Annotated in this window: 16 protein-coding genes; 12 read left to right on the top strand and 4 right to left on the bottom strand. The window is 62.0% G+C overall.

Annotation, left to right across the window (positions count from 1 at the left end; all coding sequences use genetic code 11):
• Window positions 1-10: 10 nt before the first annotated feature.
• Window positions 11-1,126 (bottom strand): YbdK family carboxylate-amine ligase, encoded by a 1,116-nt coding sequence (locus N438_RS15750; protein ID WP_008805544.1) that lies wholly within the window; start codon window positions 1,124-1,126, stop codon window positions 11-13.
• A gap of 326 nt (window positions 1,127-1,452) precedes the next feature.
• On the opposite strand from N438_RS15750, the gene N438_RS15755 reads away from it, so the two are divergent.
• The 6 genes from N438_RS15755 (at window position 1,453) to N438_RS15780 (ending at window position 8,394) form a co-directional block, all read left to right on the top strand.
• The gene (locus N438_RS15755) at window positions 1,453-3,120 is read left to right on the top strand and encodes an ABC transporter substrate-binding protein (RefSeq protein WP_023297185.1); all 1,668 of its coding nucleotides are present in this window, start codon (window positions 1,453-1,455) and stop codon (window positions 3,118-3,120) included.
• An 18-nt stretch (window positions 3,121-3,138) separates the two neighbouring features.
• Complete coding sequence (locus N438_RS15760; protein WP_004178910.1) at window positions 3,139-4,092, top strand: ABC transporter permease; 954 nt, start codon at window positions 3,139-3,141, stop codon at window positions 4,090-4,092.
• A 2-nt stretch (window positions 4,093-4,094) separates the two neighbouring features.
• A complete protein-coding gene (locus N438_RS15765) occupies window positions 4,095-4,988 on the top strand; it encodes an ABC transporter permease (protein WP_008805546.1) in 894 nt (297 codons plus the stop codon).
• Window positions 4,989-4,991: 3 nt separating this feature from the next.
• The gene (locus N438_RS15770) at window positions 4,992-6,029 is read left to right on the top strand and encodes an ABC transporter ATP-binding protein (protein WP_004223507.1); all 1,038 of its coding nucleotides are present in this window, start codon (window positions 4,992-4,994) and stop codon (window positions 6,027-6,029) included.
• On the top strand, window positions 6,019-7,029 hold the full coding sequence (locus N438_RS15775; protein WP_043875645.1) for an ABC transporter ATP-binding protein: 1,011 nt from the start codon (window positions 6,019-6,021) through the stop codon (window positions 7,027-7,029). The genes N438_RS15770 and N438_RS15775 overlap by 11 nt, the downstream gene beginning before the upstream one ends.
• Window positions 7,030-7,125: 96 nt before the next feature.
• Window positions 7,126-8,394, top strand: a complete 1,269-nt coding sequence (locus N438_RS15780) for a Zn-dependent hydrolase (RefSeq protein WP_012542516.1) — start codon at window positions 7,126-7,128, stop codon at window positions 8,392-8,394.
• Window positions 8,395-8,497: 103 nt separating this feature from the next.
• Here N438_RS15780 and N438_RS15785 read toward each other — a convergent pair whose 3' ends face one another.
• On the bottom strand, window positions 8,498-9,406 hold the full coding sequence (locus tag N438_RS15785) for a DMT family transporter (RefSeq protein ID WP_032691344.1): 909 nt from the start codon (window positions 9,404-9,406) through the stop codon (window positions 8,498-8,500).
• 123 nt (window positions 9,407-9,529) lie between these two features.
• On the opposite strand from N438_RS15785, the gene N438_RS15790 reads away from it, so the two are divergent.
• Window positions 9,530-10,864 carry a PLP-dependent aminotransferase family protein gene (locus N438_RS15790; protein WP_047666039.1) on the top strand — a complete coding sequence of 445 codons (1,335 nt, stop codon included), beginning with the start codon at window positions 9,530-9,532 and terminating at the stop codon, window positions 10,862-10,864.
• Here N438_RS15790 and N438_RS15795 read toward each other — a convergent pair.
• Window positions 10,861-12,324, bottom strand: a complete 1,464-nt coding sequence (locus tag N438_RS15795) for a PLP-dependent aminotransferase family protein (protein WP_004176948.1) — start codon at window positions 12,322-12,324, stop codon at window positions 10,861-10,863. The two genes, N438_RS15790 and N438_RS15795, sit on opposite strands and share 4 nt — an antisense overlap.
• Window positions 12,325-12,565: 241 nt before the next feature.
• Between N438_RS15795 and N438_RS15800 the strand changes: the two genes are divergently transcribed.
• From N438_RS15800 to N438_RS15815, 4 genes are read left to right on the top strand one after another with little or no spacing between them, the layout of a single operon-like run.
• Window positions 12,566-13,417, top strand: a complete 852-nt coding sequence (locus N438_RS15800) for a transporter substrate-binding domain-containing protein (protein ID WP_002893184.1) — start codon at window positions 12,566-12,568, stop codon at window positions 13,415-13,417.
• A gap of 47 nt (window positions 13,418-13,464) precedes the next feature.
• Window positions 13,465-14,106, top strand: coding sequence for an amino acid ABC transporter permease (locus N438_RS15805; RefSeq protein WP_004142522.1), 642 nt, complete (start codon window positions 13,465-13,467; stop codon window positions 14,104-14,106).
• 14 nt (window positions 14,107-14,120) lie between these two features.
• A complete protein-coding gene (locus tag N438_RS15810) occupies window positions 14,121-14,786 on the top strand; it encodes an ABC transporter permease subunit (RefSeq protein ID WP_012968744.1) in 666 nt (221 codons plus the stop codon).
• On the top strand, window positions 14,779-15,540 hold the full coding sequence (locus tag N438_RS15815) for an amino acid ABC transporter ATP-binding protein (protein ID WP_008805553.1): 762 nt from the start codon (window positions 14,779-14,781) through the stop codon (window positions 15,538-15,540). The genes N438_RS15810 and N438_RS15815 overlap by 8 nt, the downstream gene beginning before the upstream one ends.
• Before the next feature lie 54 nt (window positions 15,541-15,594).
• Here the strand turns inward: N438_RS15815 and N438_RS15820 are convergent, their stop codons facing one another.
• Window positions 15,595-16,359 carry an SDR family NAD(P)-dependent oxidoreductase gene (locus tag N438_RS15820; protein ID WP_008805554.1) on the bottom strand — a complete coding sequence of 255 codons (765 nt, stop codon included), beginning with the start codon at window positions 16,357-16,359 and terminating at the stop codon, window positions 15,595-15,597.
• Between the two features lie 180 nt (window positions 16,360-16,539).
• Here N438_RS15820 and N438_RS15825 point away from each other — a divergent pair, with 180 nt between their 5' ends.
• Window positions 16,540-17,877, top strand: coding sequence for an aspartate aminotransferase family protein (locus N438_RS15825; protein ID WP_008805555.1), 1,338 nt, complete (start codon window positions 16,540-16,542; stop codon window positions 17,875-17,877).
• Window positions 17,878-18,015: the final 138 nt, after the last annotated feature.

Raw genomic sequence — 18,015 nt, forward strand, 5'->3', positions numbered from 1 at the left:
CCTCGCTGCCTTATGCCGCCCAAATCTCACAGTGTTTTTGCACCAGGCCGGAAAGCGAACCGCCGTTGGCGATAAAGTCGCGCATCTGCTGCGCTTCGCTGTGCGGCGATTTCGCCTGGCGGACCACCGCTTCCAGCGCCGCCGTCGCCTTCAACTGATGGGCGAAGGGAGCCAGCCGGTCGGCGAGCTGCAGGATCTCCTGGCGGATGCTGCGCTGCTCTCCGCTGCGCACGTCGGTGAGGGTCCCGTCCAGCCCATAGCGGCACGCCTGATAGCGGTTAAAGGGGTACAGCAGATAATCATCAGGCTGGTGCTTAAAAGGGCGCTCCGTCAACAGCCAGCAGGCCAGGGTCTGTATAAAGCCGGCGATATGGATCGCCTGGGCGAGGGTCAGGGGAGTGTCCATCACCCGCACCTCGACGGTCCCAAACTGCGGGCTGGGGCGAATATCCCAGTGCAGATCCTTCATGCTGTCGATCATGCTGGTGTAGCTCAGCTGGCGGAACAGGCGACGAAACCCCTGCCAGTCTGCCACCCACGGCATCGGACCGTTGTCGGGATAGGAGGAGAAGCGGTTCAGGCGTGAACAGGCGAAACGGCTGTCGGTACTGTCAAACCACGGCGAGGCGGCATTAAGGGCGATGAAGTGCGGTACAAAGCGCGACAGGCCGTGCAGCAGATAGAGGGCGTCGTCGCCGCTCTGGCAGCCGACGTGCACATGCTGGCCAAAGACCGTGGCCTGCTGCGCCAGATAGCCAAAATGCTCGACGGTTTTAACATAGCGCGGATTGTCGCTGATTTGCTGACGCTGCCAGGCATGAAAGGGGTGCGAACCGCCGCCGCAGATCTGCAGATGATGGCGCAGCGCCGCGCGCTGAACCGCCTGCTGGATGGCGCTGAGCTGGGTTTGGGCATGGCTGATGTCGCGGCACACCCCGGTGGCGATCTCCAGCATGCTCTCGGTGATGTCATGTTTGGCTTCTCCCACGGTCAACTGATGCTGGACGTCGGCAATCAGCGTCGAGGCATCCTGGCTGAGGTCGTAACCCGGCGGGTTCACCACCTGCAGCTCCAGTTCGATACCGAGGGTAAAAGGATCGGAGCGGTGAAAATCGGCTAAAGGCATAGTCTCTCCCGGTCGATGTGTTCCCTGAAGTATAGAAGGGATTGATCCCGACGGAGAATACGCGGCGGCGGCGGACGGGGGATGAATAAAAAGTGACGCAGAGTGATTATTTGAAATTTGCTATATAGCGGCTGGTGCAATTCTGCAACATATTTCCCGCTGGCGGTGCGGCGGAATAAGGCGCAATTATTTTCCCATAATTATCATGGTGATAATATAAGTCCTTCTTATTTTACCGGTCGGTTTTGGCCTATTATCGTCCGCGTAAGAGCTGGTACGCATTTTGCCTGTTAATTCGTGACACTTTATTTAACAGGGATCATGTGATGCACAAAAAGACGTTATTTTCGCGTGCCGGTCGTCTCGCCGTGGCGGTGAGCGGCGCACTGGCCCTGGCGGGCGCCGCCTTACCTGCCAACGCCTCCACGCTGCGGATTGCCATGACCGCCGCGGATATTCCGTTAACCCTTGGCCAGCCGGATCAAGGCTATGAGGGCAACCGCTTTACCGGCATCCCGCTGTACGACGCGCTGGTGGAGTGGGATCTGTCGCAAGGTGAAAAGCCCAGCGGTCTGGTGCCGGGGCTGGCGACCGAGTGGCACATCGATCCGCAGAACACCAGCCGCTGGATTTTCACCTTGCGTCCGGGCGTCAGGTTCCATGACGGGACGGAGGTGAACGCCGACGCCATCGTCTGGAACGTGGATAAGGTGTTGAATAAAGCGGCGCCGCAGTACGCCCCGGGGCAGATCGGCAACACCCTGTCGCGCATGCCGACCCTCACCGGCGCAGAGAAAATTGACGACCACACTGTGGCGCTGACCACCTCGGAACCGGACGCGCTGCTGCCGTACAACATCACCAACCTGTTTATCGTCTCGCCGACGGCGTGGCAGAAGCAGTATGACGCGGTGCCGGCCAGCGCGGGAGATAGCGCCGCGCGCAGCAAACAGGCGTGGACCGCCTTCGCCGCCCACGCGGTGGGTAGCGGCCCGTTCAAACTGGAGAAGCTGGTGCCGCGTCAGCAGCTGATCCTCGATAAAAACCCCGACTACTGGAACAAAGATCGCATTCCCCGGGTGGATAAAGTGGTGCTGATCCCCTTGCCGGAGGCCAACGCCCGTACCGCGGCGCTGCTGTCGAAGCAGGTGGACTGGATTGAAGCCCCGGCGCCGGACGCCATCGATCAGATCAAGTCTCAGGGTTTTCACCTCTACGCCAATACCCAGCCGCACCTGTGGCCCTGGCAGTTCTCCTTTGAAAAAGGATCGCCGTGGCAGGACATCCGCGTGCGCAAAGCGGCCAACCTGTGTCTGAACCGCGCCGAGCTGAAGAGCTACCTTGGCGGCTACATGACCGAGGCCACCGGGGTTTATGAGGCTGACAGCCCGTGGCATGGCAAACCCACCTTCCAGATCAAATATGACCCGGATACCGCCCGCCAGCTAATGACCGAGGCCGGATACAGCGCCAGCAAACCGCTGCACGTCACGGTGGCCACCTCGGCCTCCGGCTCCGGGCAGATGCAGCCCTTGCCGATGAACGAGTATATCCAGCAGAGCCTGAAGAGCTGCTTCTTCAATGTGGATATCAAAGTGGTGGAATGGAACACCCTGTTTACCAACTGGCGCCTGGGCGCCCGGGACCCCTCGGCGAAAGGGATCGATGCGATCAACGTCAGCGCCGCGGTTAACGATCCGTACTTTGGCCTGATCCGCTTCTCGACCGCCAAAGCGTTTCCGCCGGTGGCGACCAACTGGGGTTACTTCTCCACTCCGGAGACGGAGAAGCTGGCCGCCGCCGTCAAGCACGCCTTTACCCCGGCGGAGATGAACCAAGCGGCCGGTGAGCTGCACGCCGCGCTGGTGGATCAGGTGCCATTCCTGTTTGTCGCCCACGACGTCGGGCCGCGTGCGATTTCCCCTGCGGTGACCGGGGTGGTGCAACCGCAGAGCTGGTTTATCGACCTCAGCCTGGTGAGCAAAAAAGAGTAATCGCGAAAGGGGCGACCGATGATCAATACGCTGCTATACCGCATTCTGCTGGCTATCCCCACCATGCTTGGGGTGGCGGTGATCTGTTTCATGCTGGTGCAGATCGCTCCGGGCGACCCGCTGGTGTCGGTAATGCCGCCGGACGCCTCGGAGGCGCTGCGTCAGACGTTAATGCAGGCTTACGGCTTTGATAAGCCGCTGCCCCTGCAGTTTATCCACTGGCTGTGGCGGGCGCTGCACGGCGACCTTGGTATGTCGGTCGCCACCGGCCGCCCGGTCATAGACGAAGTGATGACCGCGGTGGCGTACTCCCTGCGCCTGGCGCTGCTGGCGACGGCGATCGGCTTCGTCCTCGGCAGCCTGTTCGGCTTTGTCGCCGGCTATTTTCGCAACAGCGTCATTGACCGTCTGGCCTCGGTGTTGTCGGTATTTGGCGTTAGCGTGCCGCACTACTGGCTGGGGATGCTGCTGGTGATCCTCTGCAGCGTTAAGTTCGCGCTGCTGCCGGCCACCGGCGGCGGGCCGATAGGCGAGGTGGGCTGGCAATGGGACTGGGCGCACCTGCAGTTCATGCTGCTGCCAGCCCTCACCTTGTCGGTGATCCCCACCGGGATTATCGCCCGCACCGTGCGCTCGCAGGTGGCCGATATCCTCAGCCAGGAGTTTATCGTTGGCCTGCGCGCTCGCGGGCTCAACGAGTCGCGCATCTTTGTCCACGTCATGAAAAATGCCGCGCCCACCGCGCTGGCGGTGATGGGGCTGCAGGTAGGCTATCTGATGGGCGGCTCGATCCTTGTGGAGACCGTTTTCTCCTGGCCGGGAACCGGATTGCTGCTCAATACCGCCATTTTTCAGCGCGACCTGCCCCTGCTGCAGGGCACCATCTGGGTGCTGGCGCTGTTTTTCGTGCTGCTCAACCTGCTGGTGGATATTCTGCAGACCACCCTCGACCCGCGTATTAAGAGGAGCTGACCATGGTGGATACAGCAACGACGAAAGCGGTCCCGGCCGCAGCGGCCCACGCTTCCCGGCAAGGTTACTGGCGCGGCGTGCTGCGCCGCTTACTGCGCGACCCCGGCGGGGTGGTGGTGGGCGTGGTGATCCTCCTGCTGCTGGCCCTGGCGCTGTTCGGTCCGTGGCTTATCGTCAAAGATCCTTATCAAACGTCGATGTTCCTGCGCCTGAAACCCATCGGCAGCGACGGCTTCCCGTTGGGCTCGGATGAGCTGGGACGCGACATGCTGTCGCGGTTGATCCTTGGCACCCGGCTGTCGTTGTTTATGGGAATTGTCCCGGTGGTGTTCGCCTTTTTTATCGGCGGGGCCATCGGGATTATCGCCGGCTATACGGGCGGCAAAACCAATACCGTGATTATGCGCACCGTGGATGTGTTCTATGCCTTTCCCTCCGTCCTGCTGGCGATTGCGCTGTCGGGAGCGTTGGGGGCGGGCATCGGCAATGCGCTGTTGTCGCTGACCCTCGTGTTTGTCCCGCAGGTGGCGCGGATTGCCGAGAGCGTGACCGCCCAGGTGCGACATATGGACTATATCGACGCCGCCCGGGCCACTGGCGCCAGCGCGTTGACCATTATCCGCGTCCAGGTGTTGGGCAACGTGCTCGGGCCGATCTTCGTCTTCTCCACCGGGCTGATTTCGGTGTGCATGATCCTCGCCTCCGGCCTGTCGTTTCTCGGCCTCGGCGTGCGGCCGCCGGAGCCCGAGTGGGGGCTGATGCTCAATACGCTGCGCACGGCAATCTATACCCAGCCGTGGGTGGCCGCCCTGCCGGGCCTGATGATTTTTATCACCTCCATTTCGTTCAATATCCTCGCGGACCGCCTGCGTGCGGCAATGGCGATTAAGGAGTAAGCGATGCAACCCTTTATCAATATCGACCTTGGCGGGCCGGCGCAGCCGCTGCTGAAGGTCAATCACCTGCTGAAGTACTTTCGCGGCGGCAAAGGCCGGGAGGTGGTGCAGGCGGTGGACGATATCAGCTTCACGGTGATGAAAGGCGAAACCCTGGGGGTGGTCGGCGAGTCGGGCTGCGGCAAATCGACCACCGCCCGGCTGCTGATGCAGTTGCTCACCCAGGACAGCGGCGAACTGATCTTCGACGGACAGGGGGTCGGCTCGTCGCGTCTGCCGCTGAAAGCCTACCGTCGCCAGGTGCAGATGGTCTTTCAGGATAGCTATGCTTCGCTCAATCCGCGCCTGACCATGGAGGAGAGCATCGCCTTCGGCCAGCGCGTCCATGGCGTCAGCGCCAGAGAGGCCAGCGAATATGCCCGCTATCTGCTGGCGCACGTTGGCCTTGAGCCGGCGCGCTTTGCCGACCGCTACCCGCATGCGCTCTCCGGCGGCCAGCGGCAGCGGGTGAATATCGCCCGCGCGCTGGCGATGAAGCCGCGGCTGGTGATCCTCGATGAGGCAGTGTCGGCGCTGGATAAATCGGTGGAAGCCCAGGTGCTGCAGCTGCTGCAGGAGCTGAAACGGACTCTCGAGCTGACCTACGTGTTCATCAGCCACGATCTGCACGTGGTTCGCTGGCTGTCGGATCGGATCCTCGTCATGTACCTTGGCGAAGTGGTGGAGATTGGCCCGGCGGAGCAGCTGTTTACCGCCTCCGCCCACCCCTATACCCGGGCGCTGTTAAGCTCGATGCCCTCCATGGACCCGGAAAACCGCACCCTGACCTCGCCGCTGAGCGGCGATCCCCCCAGCCCCATCGCGCCGCCGAGCGGCTGCCGCTTTCACACCCGCTGCCCGCATGCGAAGGCGGTCTGCGCCGAGGTGAAACCGCGGCTGGAGGCGGTCGGGGAGGGGCACCAGAGCGCCTGCCTGATGGCGCAGCCGGCCTCGCCCTGGCACCAAAGCATCCCCCTTAAGGAGGTCAGCCATGTCGGATAACGCCTTTGTCCATGTGCGCGACCTGCGGGTCGTCTTTCGCCGCGACGGACAGACCATCAACGCGGTCAATGGAGTCTCCTTTGACGTACAAAAGGGGGAGGTGATGGCGCTGATTGGCGAGTCGGGTTCCGGCAAGAGCGTGACCCTGCGGGCGCTGATGCGCCTGCACCCGCCAGGGAGCAGTGAGCTCTCCGGCACCCTGCAGGTGGGGGACGGCGAGGTGCTGACGATGAGCGCCAGTCAGCTGCGGCGCTATCGCGGCGGACGCTGCGCGATGATTTTTCAGGAGCCGCTGCTGGCCTTCGATCCGGTCTACACCGTCGGGCAGCAGATTATTGAAGGGCTGCGCCGCCACGAAGGGCTGTCGCGCCAGGCGGCCCGGGACAGGGCGCTGGAGGCCCTGCGCCAGGTGCGCATTCCCAGCCCCGAGCGGCGGCTGGATGCTTACCCGCACGAGATGTCCGGCGGGATGCGCCAGCGGGCGATGATCGCCCTTGCGCTCTCCTGTAACCCGCAGCTGCTGCTGGCGGATGAGCCGACCACCGCCCTCGACGCCACGGTGCAAATCCAGATCCTGATCCTGCTGCGCGAGCAGCAAAAGCAGCGCGGGCTGTCGATCGTGTTTGTGACCCACGATATCGGCGCCGCGGTGGAGATCGCCGACCGGGTGGCGGTGATGTACGCCGGGCGGATCGTCGAGGAAGCGTCGATGAGCGAGATCCTGCGCCACCCGCGCCATCCTTATACCCAGGTGCTGCTGGGCAGTCGGCCGAAAGAGGGGCTTAAGAAAGGCGATGCCCTGCACTGCATTCCCGGCGCGCCGCCGGATCTGGCGCGCTTGCCGCCCGGCTGCGCTTTTGCCGAGCGCTGCCCGCACCGTCGCCCGGTCTGTGAGCAGAGTCTGCCGCCGACGGAATCCGTCGCGGAGCGCCACGCGGTGAGTTGCCACCGCTGGCGCGAGCTGGCGATTGACGCTAACGCCCAGGCCCTGGCCGTCTGATCGGCGGCAAAAACCATACAGGATGAAGACCAGGCGTTGATAGCGCATTCCCACCGCCGGTTACGCTGGCGGCGACCTTGATGTCAGGAGACTACCATGAGCAGTGATGTACTTTTTACCCCCGCGACCGACACCACCGGCTGGCGCATCAATGGCGACCGCCTGTGGGCGTCGTTAATGGATCTCGCGCAGATCGGCGCCACGCCGAAGGGCGGCTGCCGCCGTCTGACCCTCACCGACCTCGACCGCCAGGGGCGGGACAAGGTAATAGGCTGGGCGCGGGAGGCCGGGATGAGCGTCACCATCGATAAAATCGGCAATGTGTTTATGCGCCGGGAAGGCCGCAACCCCGGCCTGCCGCCCATCGTCTCCGGCAGCCATATTGACACCCAGCCCACCGGCGGCAAATTTGACGGCAACTACGGCGTGCTGGCGGCACTGGAGGTGGTGCGCACGCTCAACGATCTGCAGATTGATACCGACGCGCCGATTGAGGTGGTGTTCTGGACCAACGAAGAGGGGTCGCGCTTTGTACCGGTGATGATGGGCTCCGGGGTCTTTGCCGGCGTCTTCCCGCTGGAAGAGACCTGGGCCGTCACGGATAAAGAGGGTGTCAGCGTCGGCGAGGCGCTGGCGCAGATCGGCTATATCGGCGAGCAGACCCCGGGGGAGCATCCCATCGGCGCCTATTTTGAGGCGCACATTGAGCAGGGGCCGATTCTCGAAGATGAAGCGAAAACCATCGGTATCGTGCAGGGCGTGCTGGGGATCCGCTGGTACGACTGCGTGGTCACCGGCCAGGCCTCGCACGCCGGACCCACGCCGATGCGCCTGCGTCAGGATGCCCTGCAGGTGGCGACCCGCATTATGCAGGAAGTGGTGGCCATTGCCGGGCGCAGCGAAGAGGGACGCGGCACCGTCGGCAGCGTGCAGGTGTGGCCTAACAGCCGCAACGTGGTGCCAGGGGAGGTCACCTTCTCCATTGATATGCGCAATCTCAGCGATGCGCTGGTGGACGAGATGGATCGCCAGCTGCGGGCGTTTATCGCGGAGGTTGAGCGGGAGAGCGGTCTGCAGGTGGCCCTGAAGCAGGTAAGCCACTATCCGGCGGCGCCGTTCGATGCTGAATGCCAGCAGGCCATTGCCGATGCCGCGCAGCGGCTGGGCTATCCGGCGCGGCCGATCGTCTCCGGCGCCGGGCATGACGCAGTGTATATGAGCTACCTGGCGCCCACCGGGATGATTTTTATCCCCTGCAAGGACGGGATCAGCCATAACGAAATTGAGTATGCCTCGCCGGAGCACGTCGCCGCCGGGGCCAACGTGCTGCTGCAGGTGATGCTTCAGTACGCGCGGCCGGTGTAGACGGTCGTCCTCCCCGGCGGCGCGTCCTCCAGCCGTTTATCATGCTGTCACCCGGGTAAGGCGGTTACACCGCCGCGACCCGGGACGGCGGATGACGGGGCGGTCAATCACGGCTCCCGCTCCCTGCGCTAACCCGCTGGCGGCCAAATTTGCGCGAGCCCACCACGCACAGCACCACGCCCAGCGTAACCGCCAGCATCAAGGGGCTGACGGTTTCGTGCAACAGCGCCGCCGACAGGCCAAGCCCGAAGAACGGCTGCAATAGCTGGAGCTGGCCGACGGCGGCGATCCCGCCCGCGGCCAGCCCTTTGTACCAGAAGATGAAACCGATCAGCATGCTGAACAGCGACACATAGCCGAGCGCCGCCCAGGAGGAGGCCGATATGGCATGCCAGGACGCGGGCTGAACCATCAGCGAGGCGGGGAGCATCAACGGCAGGGCTATCACCAGCGCCCAGCAGATCACCTGCCAGCCGCCGAGCTCCCGCGTCAGCTTTGCCCCTTCCGCATAGCCGAGGCCGCAGGCGATAACCGCCGCCAGCATCAGCAGATCGCCGCTGAGTGAGGCCGCCGCACTTTGCGTCAGGGCGAATCCCACCACCAGCAGGCTGCCCAGCAGCGAAAAGATCCAGAAAGCCCGCCGCGGGCGTTCGCCGCCGCGCAGTACGCCGAAGAGGGCGGTCATCAGCGGCAGCAGGCCAATAAACACAATCGAATGCGCCGAGGTGATGTGCTGCAGGGCCAGCGCCGTGAGCAGCGGAAAGCCGATCACCACCCCTGATGAGACGATGATCAAGGGCACAAGCTGCGCCAGGCGCGGGCGTTTCTGGCGAAAGCCGACCAGCAGCGCGACGGCAAGCAGCCCGGCGATGGAGGCGCGCAGAAAGGTCAATAAGAACGGATCCATATCCTGCACCGCCAGCCGCGTCGCGGGCAGCGACCCGCTAAAAATAATCACCCCCAGTAAACCATGAAGCCATCCGGACCAGGGACCGGGCACCGATTTATCCAGTGTTGAATCTACCACGTTAACCTCGCGTTATCAGATGTGCTGTGCCCGCTTGAGCATCGTCTGCGGCGATGGTAATGTGCCCAATCTAATACAATCAAATTATTGTCATAGATACATTTCACGATGAAAGCCCGATATAAAGCCGTTGTCGACCGATATGCCCAGGCGATCCGCAGCGGGCAACTGCCCGCAGGCACCCGTCTGCCGACGCACCGTACCCTTGCCGCCGGGGAGCGCATCTCGCTGGCCACCGCCACGCGCGTCTACCGTGAACTGGAAGAGATGGGGTTGGTCAGCGGCGAAACCGGCCGCGGCACCTTCGTGCGCGACCTCTCGCTGCCGCCGGGGCACGGGGTCGATCAGCAGGTGGTGGCCGCCGATGTCGTGGATCTCAATTTCAACTACCCTTCGCTGCCGGAGCAGGGCGATGCGCTGCGCGAGGCGCTCAGGCAGCTGGCGATGGCGGGCGATATTGACTCGCATCTGCGCTATCAGCCTCATGCCGGGCGGCTCGCCGAGCGGGAAATTATCGCCCGCCATTTGACCTGCCAGCACTTTACGCCGGATGCGGAAAATGTCCTGATCGTCAACGGCGCACAGCACGGGCTGGCAGTGACCGTCATGGGGCTGTTACGTCCGGGGGATGTGGTGGCGGTGGATGCGCTGACCTATTCGGGCTTCAAGGTTCTGGCGGCGCTGTATCATCTGGAGCTGGCGGCGATCCCCTGTCGACCGGAGGGGCCGGACCTGCAGGCGCTTCATACGCTGTGCCAGCAGCGGCGGGTGCGGGCAGTGTATACCATGCCGACGCTGCACAATCCGCTGGGCTGGGTGCTCAACACCGGGCAGCGGCAGGCGCTGGCCGATCTTGCGCGCCAACACGATCTGCTGATTATTGAAGATGCCGCCTACGCCCGGCTGGTGAGCCGTCCGCCGCCGCCGGTGATCAGCTATGCGCCGGAAAGAACGGTGTATGTCACCGGTTTTTCAAAAAATATCGCCACCGGACTGCGCGTGGGGGTGGTGATCTCTCCGCCGCGCTATCGCCCGGAGATTGAGCGCGCCATCCGCGCCACGACGTGGAATACGCCGACGCTGATAAGTTCGCTGATCTGCGCCTGGATTGAAGATGGCACGGTGGCCCGCTTTGAAATGCAGAAACGACAGGATGCGCGACAGCGGCAGCAGGTGGCCCGCGAGGTGCTTTGTGGGCTTCCCGTCGTCAGTCATCCCGATTCGTACTTTGTCTGGCTGCCTCTGGGTGAAGAGAGCCGGGCCGATCGACTGGCGAATGCGCTGATGGAACGCCGTATTTCGGTGTCGACCGCCGAGCCGTTCTGCGTCTCCGCCACGATCCCGCAGGCGCTGCGCATTGCGCTCGGATCGGTGCCTTTCGACAGTCTGCGCCAGGCGCTGCTCAGCGTGCGCGACGCCGTTGAGTATGAACAATACCGCTAACCCATCTGCTCCAGCTGGCCGCGCAGGACCTCCACCCCCTGGGCGATGGCGTCAGGGTTAATGGCGTGGAATCCCATGCGAAAGTAGTTATCCGGCGGCGCGGCGCTGAGAAAATGGCGCGCCCCGGGCTCAATCAGCACGCCGGCGTGGGCGGCGCGCCAGGTGAGCTGCTGGGTGTTGATCTGCGCCGGGGTCTGCAGCCAGAAGGCGTTAGCATGTTCGCTCCCCGCCAGCGCGCGACACGACGGCAGATAGCGCTGCAGGGCGGCGTGCAGGCGCTCCCAGCGCTGGGCGGAGTCGTAGTGGTAGCGCCGCAGATGGGTTTCATAATGGCCCTGGGCAAGGAAGTGGGCCATCTGGTACTGAATGTTGGTCGGCGGATGGCGATAGACCAGCCGGCGCAGGGCGCGCGCCTCGTCGATCAGGTCCGGGTCGGCGACCATAAACCCCAACCGCAGTCCCGGTGACAGCGCTTTTGACAGGCTGCTGACATACACCACCCGGCCGCTGCGATCGCTGGCCTTCAGCGCCGGCAGCGGGTTGAGGGTAAAGTTACTCTCCGAGTCATAATCATCTTCAATAATGACCGCGTCATGGCGGGCGGCATGCTCCAGCAGCTGGCGACGCCGCGCACTGCTCATGGTCACCCCGGTGGGCACCTGATGGCCGGGGGTGACATAGTAGTAATCGCAGGGACGCTCATTAAGCACGATCCCCTCTTCATCCACCGGGTGCGGCACCACCTCGGCGTCGGCGAGCAGAAAGGTGTTGATGGCTTCGCGAAAGCAGGGGTTTTCGACGCCAATGCGGGTGGTGGAAGAGAGCAGCAGTCGGGTCAGCAGGTAGAGCGCATTTTGCGAGCCAAGGGTGATGAGAATTTCATCCGGCGCGGCGACAATGCCGCGCTTGGGCAGCACCCGGGTGCGGATCTGCTCGATCAGCATCGGCACATCCTGGTCAATATGGTCGATGACCCACGCCGGGTCGCGCACCCCGCCGTGCAGCCAGTTCGCCGCCGAGCGCCAGGTGGCCAGCGGGAACTGCCGGGTATCGGGCTGGCCGTAGATAAACGGGTAGCGGTAGTGCATCCAGCCCGCCGGTTTGAGGATCGACTCCTGCTGGCTGGGGGTCATCTGCAGCCGGTCGCCCCAGCGTGGTGCAGCGGCTTCGCGCTGCGGTGCACTCTCGACGGCGGCAGGCGAAGCTTCATGATAGTCGGGATGCAGGTAGTAACCGCTTCGTGGGCGGCTAATCAGGTAGCCCTCGTTGACCAGACTTTCAAACACCAGCGCGGTGGTGTTGCGCGAGACGCGAAGCTGGCTGGCCAACTGGCGACAGGAGGGCAGCGGGGTGTCGGCGGCGAAGATCCCGCTGAGAATGGCATTCACCAGCGTCTCTCGCACCTGTTCCTGCAAACCGCGGCCAGGCTGAAAATCAACGTGTAACAGGTGACGGATCATACGGGGCTCCTCTGGCAATAACGCATTGCGACCACCCGTTACATTCAGCAAATTCCATACCACCCTGCCGCCATCTGACACAGCGATGCGGCCCATCTGGCTCTATACGGAATTGAAAAACGCTCCCACATTAAAAACGTATTCAGCCGCCGTGGACCGGAACGTCCCCGGCCACTATTTTGCAGAAACCTTTTCGCGTTCTGGAATGAACCCGTCTGGCCAATCCATCAGGGGTGAAATAATGAAAAAATCATTGGCATCAATGTGTCTGAGCGCTGTATTAACGGTCGCTTTTTCTTATCACGCCGTCGCGGCCGATCTTCCGGAAATAGAAAAATCCGGCACCTTGAAAGTGGCGACGGAAGATGATTATGCGCCGTTTAACTTTATGAATAATGGCCAGGCCGATGGCTTTAACAAAGATATGCTTGAGGAATTACGTAAGTACGCCAAATTCCATGTCGACCAGAGCATATTACCGTGGACCGGATTATTAGCGGCCGTCTCCACCGGGCAATACGATATGGCCTTAACCGGGGCGGTTATTACCGATGAGCGGCTGAAGGTTTTTGATTTCACCCCACCGTGGGCCTCCGCGCAGCACTATTTCGTCAAACGCGCTGGCGATACTTCGTTAAATACCATTGCCGATCTCAGCGGCAAAAAAGTGGGGTTACAGGCCGGGAGCGCGCTGCTGGCGCGTTTGCCGGAGCTGAAGGCGATGCTGGAGAAGACCGGCGGCAAGCTGGGACCGGTGGTGGAGTATCCCTCCTATCCGGAAGCCTACGCCGACCTGGCGAATAAGCGACTGGATTACGTGATTAACGTGGTGATCTCGGTAAACGACCTGGCGAAAGCCAAACCGAAGGTCTTCGCCAAAGGGCTGGCTGTCTCCGGACCGGGGTATATGGCGTGGCCGATCCCGAAAAACTCGCCGCAGCTGCTGGCCTATATGACCAAGTTTATGAACCACATGAAGGAGACCGGCAAGCTCGCCGAGCTGCAGAAAAAATGGTTTGGCGAAACCTATGACAACCTGCCGACCGAGGCGATCACCAGCCCGGAACAGTTTCACAAACTCGCCGGACTGTAATATTCCGCGGCGGGCGACCGCCGCCTGTTGCTGAGAAGGAGGGCCTCATGGATGCAATTTCCTGGCAGTTATTAATCGAAGGCGCATGGACGACCCTCTGGATTTCGGCCATCGCTATTGCCTTCGGGGTGGTGGCGGGCCTGCTGATCGCCCTGGTACGGATGCTGCGCCTGCCGGTGATCGACCAGCTGCTGGTGGTCTATATCAGTCTGGCCCGCGCAACGCCGCTGGTGACGCTGGTGCTGTTTCTGTTCCTTTCCCTGCCGACGATGGGCATTAACCTCGACAAGAACGTGGCCGCCATCGTGGCGTTGACGCTTAACACGTCGGCGTTTAACGCTGAGATCTGGCGCAACGCCTTCCGCACTTTTCCGCGCGAACAGCGGGAGGCGGCGGAGTCGGTGGGAATGCGCCGCTGGACCTACTTCCGCTACATCATGCTGCCGCAGATGTGGATCGAGAGCCTGCCGGCGCTGGTCAATGAGATGTCCTTTTTGATCAAAGGTAGCCCGGCCATCGCCGTGATTGGCGTGGTGGATCTCACCCGGGTCACCAACCGTATCTCCTCGGTCACCTACGAGCCGCTGTCGCCGATCCTCGCCGCCGGCCTGCTGTATGTGGTGATCATCGGCTGTTTGTTGAAGCTGCAGGGTATCGCGGAACGTAAAGCCAGGCGTCTGGCGCGCTAGGAACGGGAGGCATTATGAATCAGTGGGGCGTTATCTGGTCGGTTCGCGATAGCTTTATTGCCGGGTTATTCGCGACCCTCGAACTGTTTATTACCGCCGCCCTGGCGGCGCTGATTATCGGTATTGCGCTGTGTTATTTTAGCGAATATCAAAAGAAAGTGATTAACCGGATTATTATTGGTTTCGTCAGCCTGATGCGTGCGATCCCTTTTTTGATCCTCGCTTATCTTCTGTATTACGGGCTGCCGCAGCTCGGTATTAGCATGGAGCCGTGGACCGCCGGTTTACTGGCCCTGATTATTTATCATGGCGCCTATTTTTTTGAAATATTGCGCAGCCAGCGGCGGGTATTTTCCGGCGGATATATTGAAGCGGCGATTGCTCAGGGCTTTTCGCGCTATGCCATTTTTCGGCGGATTATTTTACCCAATATCATCTCTTCCGCCTTACCGCTGATCGGCAATCAGCTGATTATTTGCCTGAAGGACACCGCTTTCCTGAGCATTATTACCGTTCAGGAGATCACCGCCGCCGCCAACAGCGTCCAGGCGACCTATTTTATTCCGTTTAACGCCTTTATCGTCGCCATTGGGCTTTACTGGGCGATCAGCATTCTGCTGGAGCTGCTGATTAAGCGCCTGACCGCCTGGGGAGCCAAAAGAGGAATGAGCCATGCCTGAGTCTATTGCCGTAAGCGTCAAAAACGTCTCCAAACAGTTCGATAATGTGGAAGTCCTGCGGGATATTAACCTGACGGTGGAGAAGGGGACCGTGGTGAGTATTCTCGGCTCGTCCGGGTCGGGAAAATCCACACTGCTGCGCTGTATGAACTGGCTGGAACAGCCGGACCGCGGTGAAATTCATATCGGCGGTCAGCGACTGGGGATTGATGAACAGCGCGGCCGGGCGATGTCGCACCGCCAGCTGGCCAAAATTCGCGAGCGGGTGGGGATGGTCTTTCAGAGTTTTAACCTGTGGCCGCATCTGACCGTTCAGCAAAACGTCAGCGAGGCGCTGCTGCACGTTAAGGGCATGAAACGAGACGAGGCGAAGGCCATTGCCATGCAGCAACTGGAGAAAGTGGGCATGGCGCACAAAGCCGATGTTTACCCGATCACCCTCTCCGGCGGGCAGAAGCAGCGGGTGGCGATCGCCCGTTCGCTGGCGATGTCGCCCGAAGTTATTCTCTTCGATGAACCGACGTCGGCGCTGGATCCGGAGCTGGTTAATGAGGTGTTGGGGGTAATGAAAGCCCTCGCCGCCGAGGGTTACACCATGGTGGTGGTGACGCACGAGATGGATTTTGCCCGCCAGGTGTCCAACGAGGTGGTGTTTCTGGAGAAGGGGCTGCTGATTGAGAAGGCGCCGCCGGAGAAGTTCTTCACTCAGCCTGACTCTGAACGCGTCAGGCAGTTTCTGCAAAGCAGCCGTTAGTCCGGCTTGCATCCCCTGCCGGTATCGCCGGCAGGGGAAAAACCACGCGCCTGCCTAGTCCCGGTCAATAGCGAACGGCTGCCACGCCTGACGGACCGGCATCACCTCCACCCGGTTAATGTTCATATGCGCCGGCAACGTGGCGATATAAAACATCTGCTCGGCGATATCGCGCGCGCTCAGCGGCGTGGTGCCGCGATAGAGCTTATCCGATGCCGCCTGGTCGCCTTTGGTACGTACCAGGGTAAATTCGGTCTCGGCAATCCCCGGCGCCAGATCGGTGACCCGCACGCCGGTGCCAAGCAGATCGCAGCGCAGGTTATAGCTGAACTGCTTCACAAACGCCTTGCTGGCGCCATACACATGGCTGCCGGGATAGGGCCACTGCCCGGCGATCGAGCCGATATTGATAATACTCGCCCCGGCGCCATGGCGTATCAGCGTCGGCAGCAGGGCGTGGGTCATCGTCACCAGACCGGTGACGTTGGTGTCGATCATCGTTTTCCAGTCCTCCAGCGCCACCTCCTGCGCCGGCAGTGGCGACAGCGCCAGCCCGGCGTTGTTGATCAGGGTGGTGACATCGGCGAAGGGGGCGGGGAGCGACGCCACGGCGGCAGCCACCGCCTCGCTGTCACGAACGTCAAGCTCAATAATATGCACCGGCACCTGGGCGGCGAGTCTGTCCTGCAAGGCCTTCAGTCGCGGATAGCGGCGCCCGCTCAGCACCAGCGACCAGCCCGCGTCGGCAAACACCTGCGCTGCCGCTTCGCCAAAACCCGAGGTCGCCCCGGTGATAAACACTACGTTGCTCGTTGCCATGTCATTCTCCTGTGCGGTTGTCCCTCCACTATAAAAACGCCGGACGGCAAGGCACAGGGCCAGACGGCGGACGCGGATGTGACACCGTGTCACATCGTTTTTCGCGCACTGGCTCTATCCGTTTTGCGTTGCCGCGGCCAATGATGAAGCCAACCACAACGACATGAGAGAGGGCAGGGTATGAAGCTGGCACTACAGAACGAGGTCGCGGTAAGCAATGATGAAGTTCGGCAGCTGGATCGCGCTTATGTGTTTCATTCATGGTCGATGCAGGGCAATCTCCATCCGCTGGTGATTGCCGGGGCGCAAGGCTGCGAGCTATGGGATTACGAGGGGAATACCTGGCTCGATTTCAGCAGCCAGCTGGTGAACGTCAACATTGGCTATCAGCACCCCCGGGTACTGGCGGCCATGAAGGCGCAGCTGGAGACCCTGGTCACCATCGCGCCCGCCACCGCCAACCTTGCCCGCGGCGAAGCGGCGAAGCGCATCGTCGACCTGGCGCCGGCGGGCTTCAGCAAGGTGTTCTTCACCAACGCTGGGGCAGATGCCAATGAGAACGCGATTCGCATGGCGCGGCTCTATACCGGGCGCGACAAAGTGCTGTCGGCCTATCGCTCCTACCATGGCAACACCGGCAGCGCGATCGCCGCCACCGGCGACTGGCGCCGGGTGCCGAATGAGTTCTCCCGCGGCCATGTGCACTTCTTCAACCCCTACCTTTACCGCAGCGAGTTCAACGCCGCGACCGAGGAAGAGGAGTGCCAGCGCGCGCTGGCGCATCTGCGGCGGATCATTGAATGCGAAGGGCCGACGGCCATCGCGGCGATCCTGCTGGAGTCCATCCCCGGCACCGCCGGGATCCTCGTGCCGCCGGCAGGCTATATGCAGGGTGTGCGCGCCCTGGCCGACGAGTTTGGCATCGTGCTGATCCTCGATGAGGTGATGGCCGGCTTTGGCCGTACCGGCAGCTGGTTCGCCTTCGAACAGGATGGCGTGGTGCCGGATCTGGTGACCTTTGCCAAAGGGGTTAACGCGGGCTACGTGCCGGCGGGCGGGGTGCTGATTAGCGAGCCGATTGCCCGCTATTTTGACGACCACTTTTTTGCCGGCGGGCTGACCTACTCCGGCCATCCGCTGGCGATGGCGGCGATTGTCGCCACCATCGACGCGATGAAAGAGGAGAAGGTGGTTGAGAACGCGGCCTATATCGGCAACGAGGTGCTGCGCCCCGGTCTCGAGGCGCTGGCGGAGAAGCACGCCATTATCGGCGAGGTGCGTGGTCGCGGCCTGTTCCAGGCGCTGGAGCTGGTGAGCAGCCGTGAACAAAAAACGCCGCTGACTGCCGCCGACATGGCCGCGATCAAAGGGGCCTTAACCGAGGCCGGGCTGTTGGCCTTTGTGGTGGAGAACCGCATTCACGTGGTGCCGCCGTGCACCATTACTGCTGAGCAGGTGGCGCAAGGGCTGGCGATTTTTGATGCGGTCTTTGCTCGCTTTGCCAGCCTGGCGAAGTAGGGGAGTGGCATCGGATAACGTTACCTGGCAGTACGCTTGCCGGGCCTAAACGCCAGCCGGACGGTGCCCTCTCCCTCCGGGAGAGGGCCAGGGTGAGGGGAAGCACTGCAGTGTGGTTGTTTATGTTATCTGTGGCTT

This window comes from Klebsiella sp. GL120222-02, from assembly GCF_003097195.1.
In the GTDB taxonomy this organism is placed as follows: domain Bacteria; phylum Pseudomonadota; class Gammaproteobacteria; order Enterobacterales; family Enterobacteriaceae; genus Klebsiella; species Klebsiella variicola.

Coding starts and splice junctions, on each gene's coding strand:
- N438_RS15790 (WP_047666039.1), top strand. CDS start 9,530: ATGAAAGCCCGATATAAAGCCGTTGTCGACCGATATGCCCAGGCGATC.
- N438_RS15800 (WP_002893184.1), top strand. CDS start 12,566: ATGAAAAAATCATTGGCATCAATGTGTCTGAGCGCTGTATTAACGGTC.
- N438_RS15810 (WP_012968744.1), top strand. CDS start 14,121: ATGAATCAGTGGGGCGTTATCTGGTCGGTTCGCGATAGCTTTATTGCC.
- N438_RS15755 (WP_023297185.1), top strand. CDS start 1,453: ATGCACAAAAAGACGTTATTTTCGCGTGCCGGTCGTCTCGCCGTGGCG.
- N438_RS15765 (WP_008805546.1), top strand. CDS start 4,095: ATGGTGGATACAGCAACGACGAAAGCGGTCCCGGCCGCAGCGGCCCAC.
- N438_RS15815 (WP_008805553.1), top strand. CDS start 14,779: ATGCCTGAGTCTATTGCCGTAAGCGTCAAAAACGTCTCCAAACAGTTC.
- N438_RS15760 (WP_004178910.1), top strand. CDS start 3,139: ATGATCAATACGCTGCTATACCGCATTCTGCTGGCTATCCCCACCATG.
- N438_RS15825 (WP_008805555.1), top strand. CDS start 16,540: ATGAAGCTGGCACTACAGAACGAGGTCGCGGTAAGCAATGATGAAGTT.
- N438_RS15780 (WP_012542516.1), top strand. CDS start 7,126: ATGAGCAGTGATGTACTTTTTACCCCCGCGACCGACACCACCGGCTGG.
- N438_RS15820 (WP_008805554.1), bottom strand. CDS start 16,359: ATGGCAACGAGCAACGTAGTGTTTATCACCGGGGCGACCTCGGGTTTT.
- N438_RS15795 (WP_004176948.1), bottom strand. CDS start 12,324: ATGATCCGTCACCTGTTACACGTTGATTTTCAGCCTGGCCGCGGTTTG.
- N438_RS15805 (WP_004142522.1), top strand. CDS start 13,465: ATGGATGCAATTTCCTGGCAGTTATTAATCGAAGGCGCATGGACGACC.
- N438_RS15775 (WP_043875645.1), top strand. CDS start 6,019: ATGTCGGATAACGCCTTTGTCCATGTGCGCGACCTGCGGGTCGTCTTT.
- N438_RS15770 (WP_004223507.1), top strand. CDS start 4,992: ATGCAACCCTTTATCAATATCGACCTTGGCGGGCCGGCGCAGCCGCTG.
- N438_RS15750 (WP_008805544.1), bottom strand. CDS start 1,126: ATGCCTTTAGCCGATTTTCACCGCTCCGATCCTTTTACCCTCGGTATC.